This is a genomic window from Lysinibacillus sp. DFXJR4, from assembly GCF_057196045.1.
The window spans coordinates 114,189-122,144 of record NZ_JBXUNW010000012.1 but is presented as its reverse complement, the minus strand read 5'-3'; the positions used below and the strand labels follow the sequence as shown (position 1 = coordinate 122,144).

Below are 7,956 nucleotides of genomic sequence, written 5' to 3'. Positions count from 1 at the left end.
AGGCGAGCAAGCGATAGCGCGCTTAGATTTAAAGCAAAATCTCAATTTTCCCTGTCCATTTTCTTGACATAGTATCAAGGTAACCAACCTAAAGGAGATCAGCTACTCGATATTGATGAGTACCTGGTCTTTTTGTTTAGGGTATTTTATGTTTCTATAAAAAAGGATAGACAAAAAGATAAAAAAGTCCATGTACTTCATTTTTTGTCCATGGACTTTTTGCGTTTTTCTCATGAATGTATATGTTCTTTTGATAATTTATAGCATTTTTTCTTGGTAACCAGATGAGAAAAACGCATTAGCGCATCATCTTTTTTATTTGCTTTATTTCATTATTCAGTTCATCAATCTGTTTTTGCAATCTCTCAATATCGTTATTCGAGTTATTGTTTTCGTTTAATTCCTCATCTAAAGCAAGTCCCGCAGCAATTGTTGAGATTGCATCGCCAAGGGTTGTAATGGCACTACCAATCAGGGCAAGTTTAGTCGCTTGATTTTCTGATTTTGGAAGTTGATTTTTGGGAGTTGATTTCTTATTGTTCATCATTTTTCCTCCATACAGAAATGGTTTTCTTTACAACTTATGCATATGATGAAAGACTTGTGCAGTGCCCTAACATGGAGTGATCTAGAATAAAAAAGGGGTCACTCTTGAGAAGTGACCAAAGTAGCTTATTGAGGATGTGTTTCTAACTGAAGGTATGAGCAAAGATGGAAGTTAGTTGGGTATAGTATCAGTATATGAGTGAGCAAAGTAGTTGATTAGGTAGTAGCCAATTTTATCTTAAAAATCTCTAGTGCTTTTAAACATGGAAGGTACAGTCCAATAAGTCCCCATTCGCCAAAGCCATTCAAATGGACCAAATTGAAAGAATTTTAGCCAAAGCCTACTAAATAATAATTGAATGATATAAATGCCTAGACAGATCCATAGAGATTGGATGTAGCTAATGTTTCCAATTAGCTGAAAAGCATGACCTACAACTAATATAAGAGCTGTTTGCCCTAAATAATTGGTAAGAGCCATTCGTCCGTACCCTTTTAAAGGAGAGAGCACAAATTTAAAGAAGGGAAGCTGTAGTAGCAGAATAATTAAGCCTACGTAAAATGCGGAAACAAATGGGCTAAATTGTAGTCCTATTAATGAAAACTGTTCAATATTTGTGATATGCTCAGCAAATTCTTCCTCTGATAACGAATTGAAGTTAATAAGTGAACTTGGTACATAATTCCATTGGTAAAGCCAGCCTCCAATGCTGATGAAGAACATCATTATCGTAAAGACAATAATCTTTTTTCGCTTGACATTCATATTTTCAAAAATACGATATTGTCCAGCAGCTAATCCAAGTAATATTAGTGGAAGTGGCATCGCGATCTTTATACCGTAATAAGCTGTTATAGCTAGCAGTATAAGTCCTATTGTAAGGTTGATCTCTTTTCGGACTTTATAGAATGGTAGAGCTAGTAAACCAAATATCGCGTATACCGTTAAGGCTTCTCCAGGATGGAAAAAAGCATGTACAAGCCCTATCAGGAATAAAATAAGAATTCTTCTAATAAATAATAAAAATGCCTTTTCATTTTTCGCATAAGCTCTAGCTATAAAAATATAGAAGCCTACACCGAATAAAAATGAAAAGATAGTAAAAAATTTCCCTTCCACAAAAAGTATTAGTATATGATGATACGCAATATCTATCGGCCTTTTTGGTGCTTCAATCCACAGAAGCCCTGGAATATTAACTAGAATAATGCCTAATAATGCAAAGCCTCTTAAATAATCTAATGTATCCATTCGTTTGTTCAAATCAATTGGTTGCAATATGATCTCCTCCTCTATACAAAGTATAGGTGAGTTGCATGAACTGTAGTAATGATGAATGTTACGTGAATCTTACAAATTCGTCATCTCCAGCTTTACATTTGTGGATACATGGTTAAAATATCATTTGCATGCTGTCGTAAATTTTCGATTAATGCTTGTGGTTCTAAAATTTTTGCATGTACACCAAGCCGATAGAAAAGGGAGCTAATAAAATGAAGCTCTCCTTCGTCAATTAAGGAATCTATATAGCCTGACCCATCTTCTTTAGTAATAACCAACCCTTCAAAGCTAGGTACACTTTTACATTGTCGGACACCCTCACTGGTTAATTGTACATATAGCCGAATGGGGTAGTTAATCTCATAAGTGTTGCTGAACCATTGCTGCAAATTTAAAAATTCCTTGCTATTGGTTTCATATTCGATGATGGCGTGTATCCGGTCTACTCGAAACAGCAGAATTTTTTCCTTTGTTAAATCAAAGGCAGGCATATACCATAGTCCATCTTGTGCATAGACACCAAAAGGGTGAACATATTTTGTGGTGGTGCCTTTTTTTGATGCATATTGAAACCGTATATGTTTATTGTCAATGGCTGCTTCTAAAACATCTTTTAATAAAGGTGTCTCAATTGATCTTTTTGGGCTCCAAAAGGCAACATAGGACTGAAGCTTATTTACCTTTTGCTGTGCCTCCTTTTGTAGAGAGCTATATAATTTGCGAGAAACGGAGTGGATTTCTGTCTCGAAGGGTAAATCACGATAATAATTGAAGGCTTGAAACGCAAAGAAAATCGAAACCGCTTCTTCTTCAGTAAATAAAATTGGGGGAATCAGCCTGCTCGACAGTACCGTATAGCCGCCATTACGTCCTTGTTCCGCATAAATAGGTAAGCCCATATCACTTAAATCCAGCATATAGCGGTGAACTGTTCGAATGGAAATCTTAAATTCATCAGCAATTTCCTGTGCAGTAAAATACTTTTTGGCACTAACAAACATAAGAATATCTAATAATCGTTGGGCCTTAGACATATTTTCACCTTTTCTTTAATCATGCCATTAATTGTCATGTTTTACGTTTAGTATAGCCATAGTTAATGATTTTAGCAAAAGAAATAGAGGGCTGAAGGTATGTCAAGAGAGATTACTTTATTGTTGGACTAGTTTAGTGGATTTACCGCAACAGAAAATGATGATTTAAGATGGCTAGAGGAAGCAGAAGGGGAAGGAGATAATGGTTACTATAGATTACATTGTGGAGCAAATTGAAGGCTTTCCGTACCCAGATTAAAAATTTTTATATTAACAAGACTGAAAATGAGGAAAATCAATACGAATTTGTGAAGGGGATACTGTCGCCTTTACGAAAAAGAAGAGGGTGCAGGGGGCAAAATTTGGATGGTGAGAGGGGGAGAAATTTGGATGCGTTTATGAAGAAAAAGTTCATTGATGAGTTGATTATCACCTTATTTGTTAGGCTCAGGTTCCCCTTGTTAAAACTACATAATCTATAGCAAGAGTTACAGCTAATTCATTCACAACGTTTATGGCCAAATATTATAAGGTGAAAAAAGAGGCATTATACCCCTTTTTTGCTATTTCATAAAGGATTGATAGATTTCTCCTATGATTCCCTTCATTTGATGTTTTCCTGTATCTGTATTTGTCATAATAATTAATCCTTTTTCTAAATATGGATAAGCTACTAGCATACATTGAAAACCAACTCCCCAGCCAAGTGAGGAAAATTCAAGCATCTCCTCCTGACCATCTAGAAATACTCCTAGCCCTGACCACTCTAAACATCCCTGCGGCTGAAACAGTTCTTTTATGTTTGTCACAGACAGTCCTATTTTGCTTCGTCCTTTTACAGCATTTAGAACTTCCTGTAATAAAATGGCTAAATCAGAAGCGGAAGTCCATAGACCACAGGCTGCAGGATACGGATAAATGGCGTATTTTCCTGAAATATGAGTACCAGTATGATGATGACCACAAGCGAGATTATCCATAGTTGACAATGTTAAATGGTTAGGGAATATGCTGTTTGTCATACCTAATGGCTGAAAAATAAGCTCTTCCATCAGAACGGGAAACGGTTTACACATTGTATCTTCAATAAGTAATTGAATGACGCAAAAGCCTGCATCCGAATAGTGAAATTCACTTTCGGGTTCATACATTACCTCAATAGGCGTTTTGCAGTAGGGCGTTTTACCATCCAATATTTCTACCATGGATGGCATTTTATTGATAGATTCTACTACTGTAAAACTACCTTCCAGGTCCATAATACCTGATTGATGACAGAGTAAGTTGCGTAATGTAACTTTTTTATACTTTGTAAATTGATTGTCAGGAACCTTCCATGAAGTTAACTTCCTATTAATATCTGCATCTAAGTTTAAAAAACCTTGTTCCACCAATTTTAAAACTAATATGCTTGTTAGAAACTTACTTATCGAACAAGCATTGAAAATCGTGTGCTCATTAATTTTTCTATGGCTACCAGCTTCTAGAACTCCAAAATGATCTGACATACTGATTATGCTCTTTTCAATAGCTACAAGACTGAGACCCGCTATACGATTATGCTTCATGCGTTCACTAATGTTTATCATCTATATGCTCCTAGTTTTTTCTTTATTATATCAGATGTTCGAACGAATGTTTGTGTAATGTGGGATGTTTTGTTTAATCACGACATCTACAATCATAGATGGATTAACCTAGTAAGGTCACTTTTATTTGAAATAATAGCCTTTTTATCTCCCTACGTAATAGACCACGAGAGACAGCTCGCTTTGAAGAGCATTTCTCGTATTCTAATACAAAATTCTCTACCTAGAAATGAAGGTACTTGAAGTAAGTTATAAGAAGCTAGTCCTATTAATAAGTATAAATTGAGGCAATCACTGTATAAAATGTCTGATTGAATTGAAGGAAAAAGCGTGGGTAAAATTATACCACGCTTTATTTGTGAACTACATAGTATAAAAATTTCCGATTAGTTACTAGAGCGCACAAATATTTGATAAAAAATTAATAGGAAATGGGAATTTTAAATCTCAATATTGTTTCTTTTGGATTTCCATTCATCCTCAACGCCCTCTAAACGTTGAAAAATAAGCTGATATATCAATTGGAAGTCCATCATTCTCTTTTTAGCTACATGATAGTTTTCCTTTTGGTCTTCCGATATTTCTGACTCTTCCGGCCATTTTTCCAATATGCTGTCGGTACTTGATAGAAAACGTTTCATTTTTGCTAAAAATGACTCGGCCATTACAAGGCTAAAATTTTCTGCTATGTAATAATAATCTCGCCGATCACTTATCTTTGACTTTTTAACAGATAGTCCACCTGCCTCCAATTCACGAATGCGAATACTTACGGCAGCTTTAGTTACTTCTAATTGATTAGCCATTTCTTGTAAACTTAATGGTTTAGACGAAAACAATAAAAGAGAAAATAAGCGCTCAGCTAATAAATTACCTCCGCCATCACTTAATTTCTCTAATTCTAGACTAAATTGTTCTTGTAAATTTTGATGATTAGACATTTTAGCTCTCCTAATTAACGTTATTATTAATGTTGTTAATGATAAGTAATCGTTAGGTCATTGTCAATAAGAGTTATCAGCTAACATTACTTATATTTTGCAATATTCAAGTTTTTTATTGACTAAATATTACATTTGTTTTATCGTTAATATCGTTAAATACATTTTTAACGATATTAACTTTGAGAGGTGTTTCCAATGACATTATCAATGGATAAAAAACATTACGAGCGAGCGGAGGGATTACTTGTATGGAATACGCTAAAAGATGTACTTAACGGAAAAGTGCTTCCGAACTGGATTGGTGAATCAGAATGTTTTTGGTATCAAAGAGATAAAAATACAGATGGCAAGCAATTTATGGTGGTTGATCCAATCAGGAAAATAAAAAAAGAAGCATTCGATCATGAAAAGCTAGCAAAGGCTCTTTCTCATTCAATTGGGAAACGTTTTACTTCTTATGACCTTCCATTTGATTCGTTCAGCTATCTCAATAACGAACATTCCATTCAATTTAGTATTGAGGAAACCTCCTGGCTTTGTAATTTACAACATTATGAATGTAAAATGATAGAAACAAATAATAAGGTTTCGCCTCATGAAAGCTGTTCACCTAATGGAGACTGGACTGTTTTTACTAAGGATCATAACTTGTATTTGCGCAATTTAAATACTAAAGAAGTTAAAACACTTACGACTGATGGTGAACTATATTACGATTATGGAAGTCAGCCAGAGGCAAGCACAAGTGCAGTCTTCGAACGTTTGTATCAACAACAGTCACCACCTGTAGCATTATGGTCGCCAAATTCTAAAAAAATCGTGTCGCATAGGTTGGATCAAAGAAAAGTTAGAACACTACATCTGTTGCAGTATGCTCCCCAAAATCAAACAGGTGAACCTGAAGCACACGCATACCGATATCCTTTGGTTGGTGATAAATACGTTCCGTTAATTGAATTTTTTATTTTTGACATAGAAAAGGGATCTGCAATACAGGTTGACTTTGATCCTATAATTTCTGGAATGGTGTCACCCTTAACAGAGTATTCTCAAACTGCGTTTTGGACGGAAGATAGTAATAGTTTCTATTTTTTAAATTTTTCTAGGGATTATCGAGTGGTTCAATTTATATTAGTAGATTCTGAGACAGGTAAGGCTAGAATTTTATTAGAGGAAAAAAGTGATAGTTTTATATTTACAGATCTATACAATCTTGGATTTGGAGGTGTGAACATAAGATGGATAAATAAAAGCAATGACTTTATTTGGCATTCCGAACGAGATGGTTGGTCACACCTATACTTATATGATGGAAATACTGGACAATTAAAAAATCGTATAACGTCAGGAGAATGGGGAGTTCGCCAAATTATAAGTGTGGATGAAGAAAAGGAATGGCTATACTTTACAGCGGGAGGAAGAGAATCAAACCGTGATCCGTATCTTCAACATCTATATAGAGTCCGCTTTGATGGAACTGAACTCATGCTTTTAACCCCTGAAGATGCAGAACATGAAGTATTTATCTCTCCTAATAATACCTATTTTGTTGACACATACTCTCGTGTGGATTTACCACCTCAAACTGTTTTACGTAAAACTGATGGAAGCTTTGTCTGTAATTTGGAAAAAGCAAACGTGGAACGACTTATGGAAAAGGGATACAGCATTCCTCAACGTTTCATGGTGAAGGCTGCTGATGGAGTAACTGATTTATATGGTATTTTGATACAACCAGCAAATTTAATTAAAAATAAAAAATATCCAGTTCTAGATAGTTTTTATGGTGGTCCCCAACTCACCCACACCCCTAAAAAGTTTACTTGGGGTGGTGAATTTATAGAAGGTCCTGTAGATTTTACAGGTGGAGCTCAAGCATTTGCTCAGCTTGGATTTGCGGTACTTATAATGGATGGAAGAGGCACACCTTATCGATCAAAATCGTTTCATGATTATTCTAATGGAAACTTAGAACGAGCAGCTGGTTTAGAAGATCATGTAGCAGCGCTTAAACAATTAACACAACGGTTCCCCTTTTTAGATCAAAATAGTGTTGGCATATACGGAGAATCTGGTGGTGGCTACGGAGCTGCTAGAGCCATCCTTTCATATCCTGAAACCTATAAGGTAGCAGTTGCAGGCTGTGGCAATCACGATCAACGCTATTATTTAGCATTTTGGGGAGAACGATTTCAGGGAATGTACGATCCTGAACTATATAAAGAACAAGATAATACACTCTTAGTAAGTCGTCTAAAAGGAAAATTACTTTTAGTAACAGGAGATATGGATGATAATGTGCACCCCTCGTTGACAATTCGAATGGTACATGCATTAACAAAGGCAAATAAAGATTTTGATTTAATGATCCTTCCTAATCGACATCATGGTATTGGTGCAGATGTTTATTATATTCGACGACGATGGGACTATTTTGTTCAGCATTTACTAAAGGTGGAACCACCTAAAGAATATTCCATTAAGGATCCGATGTATCCAGGTTAATAAGGTATTGAGGAAAAAGATTGGTTCTATCAGTCTTTTTCTTCTATTTTTTTCGT

General features: G+C 35.3%; 6 protein-coding genes. 1 reads left to right on the top strand and 5 read right to left on the bottom strand.

Annotated elements, in window-relative coordinates; all coding sequences use genetic code 11:
* Window positions 1–298: 298 nt before the first annotated feature.
* The 5 genes from AC2CGN_RS19325 to AC2CGN_RS19305 form a co-directional block, all read right to left on the bottom strand.
* Entirely contained in the window at window positions 299–544 is a 246-nt protein-coding gene (locus AC2CGN_RS19325) for a hypothetical protein (protein WP_429981975.1), read from the bottom strand.
* Between the two features lie 240 nt (window positions 545–784).
* A complete protein-coding gene (locus AC2CGN_RS19320) occupies window positions 785–1,798 on the bottom strand; it encodes a DUF418 domain-containing protein (protein ID WP_484515656.1) in 1,014 nt (337 codons plus the stop codon).
* A 122-nt stretch (window positions 1,799–1,920) separates the two neighbouring features.
* Entirely contained in the window at window positions 1,921–2,862 is a 942-nt protein-coding gene (locus tag AC2CGN_RS19315; protein ID WP_484515648.1) for a helix-turn-helix transcriptional regulator, read from the bottom strand.
* 563 nt (window positions 2,863–3,425) lie between these two features.
* Window positions 3,426–4,451, bottom strand: a complete 1,026-nt coding sequence (locus tag AC2CGN_RS19310) for a serine hydrolase domain-containing protein (RefSeq protein ID WP_484515646.1) — start codon at window positions 4,449–4,451, stop codon at window positions 3,426–3,428.
* Between the two features lie 440 nt (window positions 4,452–4,891).
* On the bottom strand, window positions 4,892–5,392 hold the full coding sequence (locus AC2CGN_RS19305) for a GbsR/MarR family transcriptional regulator (RefSeq protein ID WP_484515644.1): 501 nt from the start codon (window positions 5,390–5,392) through the stop codon (window positions 4,892–4,894).
* 198 nt (window positions 5,393–5,590) lie between these two features.
* On the opposite strand from AC2CGN_RS19305, the gene AC2CGN_RS19300 reads away from it, so the two are divergent.
* Window positions 5,591–7,900, top strand: a complete 2,310-nt coding sequence (locus tag AC2CGN_RS19300) for a S9 family peptidase (RefSeq protein WP_484515642.1) — start codon at window positions 5,591–5,593, stop codon at window positions 7,898–7,900.
* The last annotated feature ends 56 nt before the right edge of the window (window positions 7,901–7,956 follow it).

Excerpts from the sequence above, each read along its gene's own strand:
- AC2CGN_RS19325 (WP_429981975.1), bottom strand. The coding sequence starts at position 544 with ATGAACAATAAGAAATCAACTCCCAAAAATCAACTTCCAAAATCAGAA.
- AC2CGN_RS19320 (WP_484515656.1), bottom strand. The coding sequence starts at position 1,798 with ATGGATACATTAGATTATTTAAGAGGCTTTGCATTATTAGGCATTATT.
- AC2CGN_RS19315 (WP_484515648.1), bottom strand. The coding sequence starts at position 2,862 with ATGTCTAAGGCCCAACGATTATTAGATATTCTTATGTTTGTTAGTGCC.
- AC2CGN_RS19310 (WP_484515646.1), bottom strand. The coding sequence starts at position 4,451 with ATGATAAACATTAGTGAACGCATGAAGCATAATCGTATAGCGGGTCTC.
- AC2CGN_RS19305 (WP_484515644.1), bottom strand. The coding sequence starts at position 5,392 with ATGTCTAATCATCAAAATTTACAAGAACAATTTAGTCTAGAATTAGAG.
- AC2CGN_RS19300 (WP_484515642.1), top strand. The coding sequence starts at position 5,591 with ATGACATTATCAATGGATAAAAAACATTACGAGCGAGCGGAGGGATTA.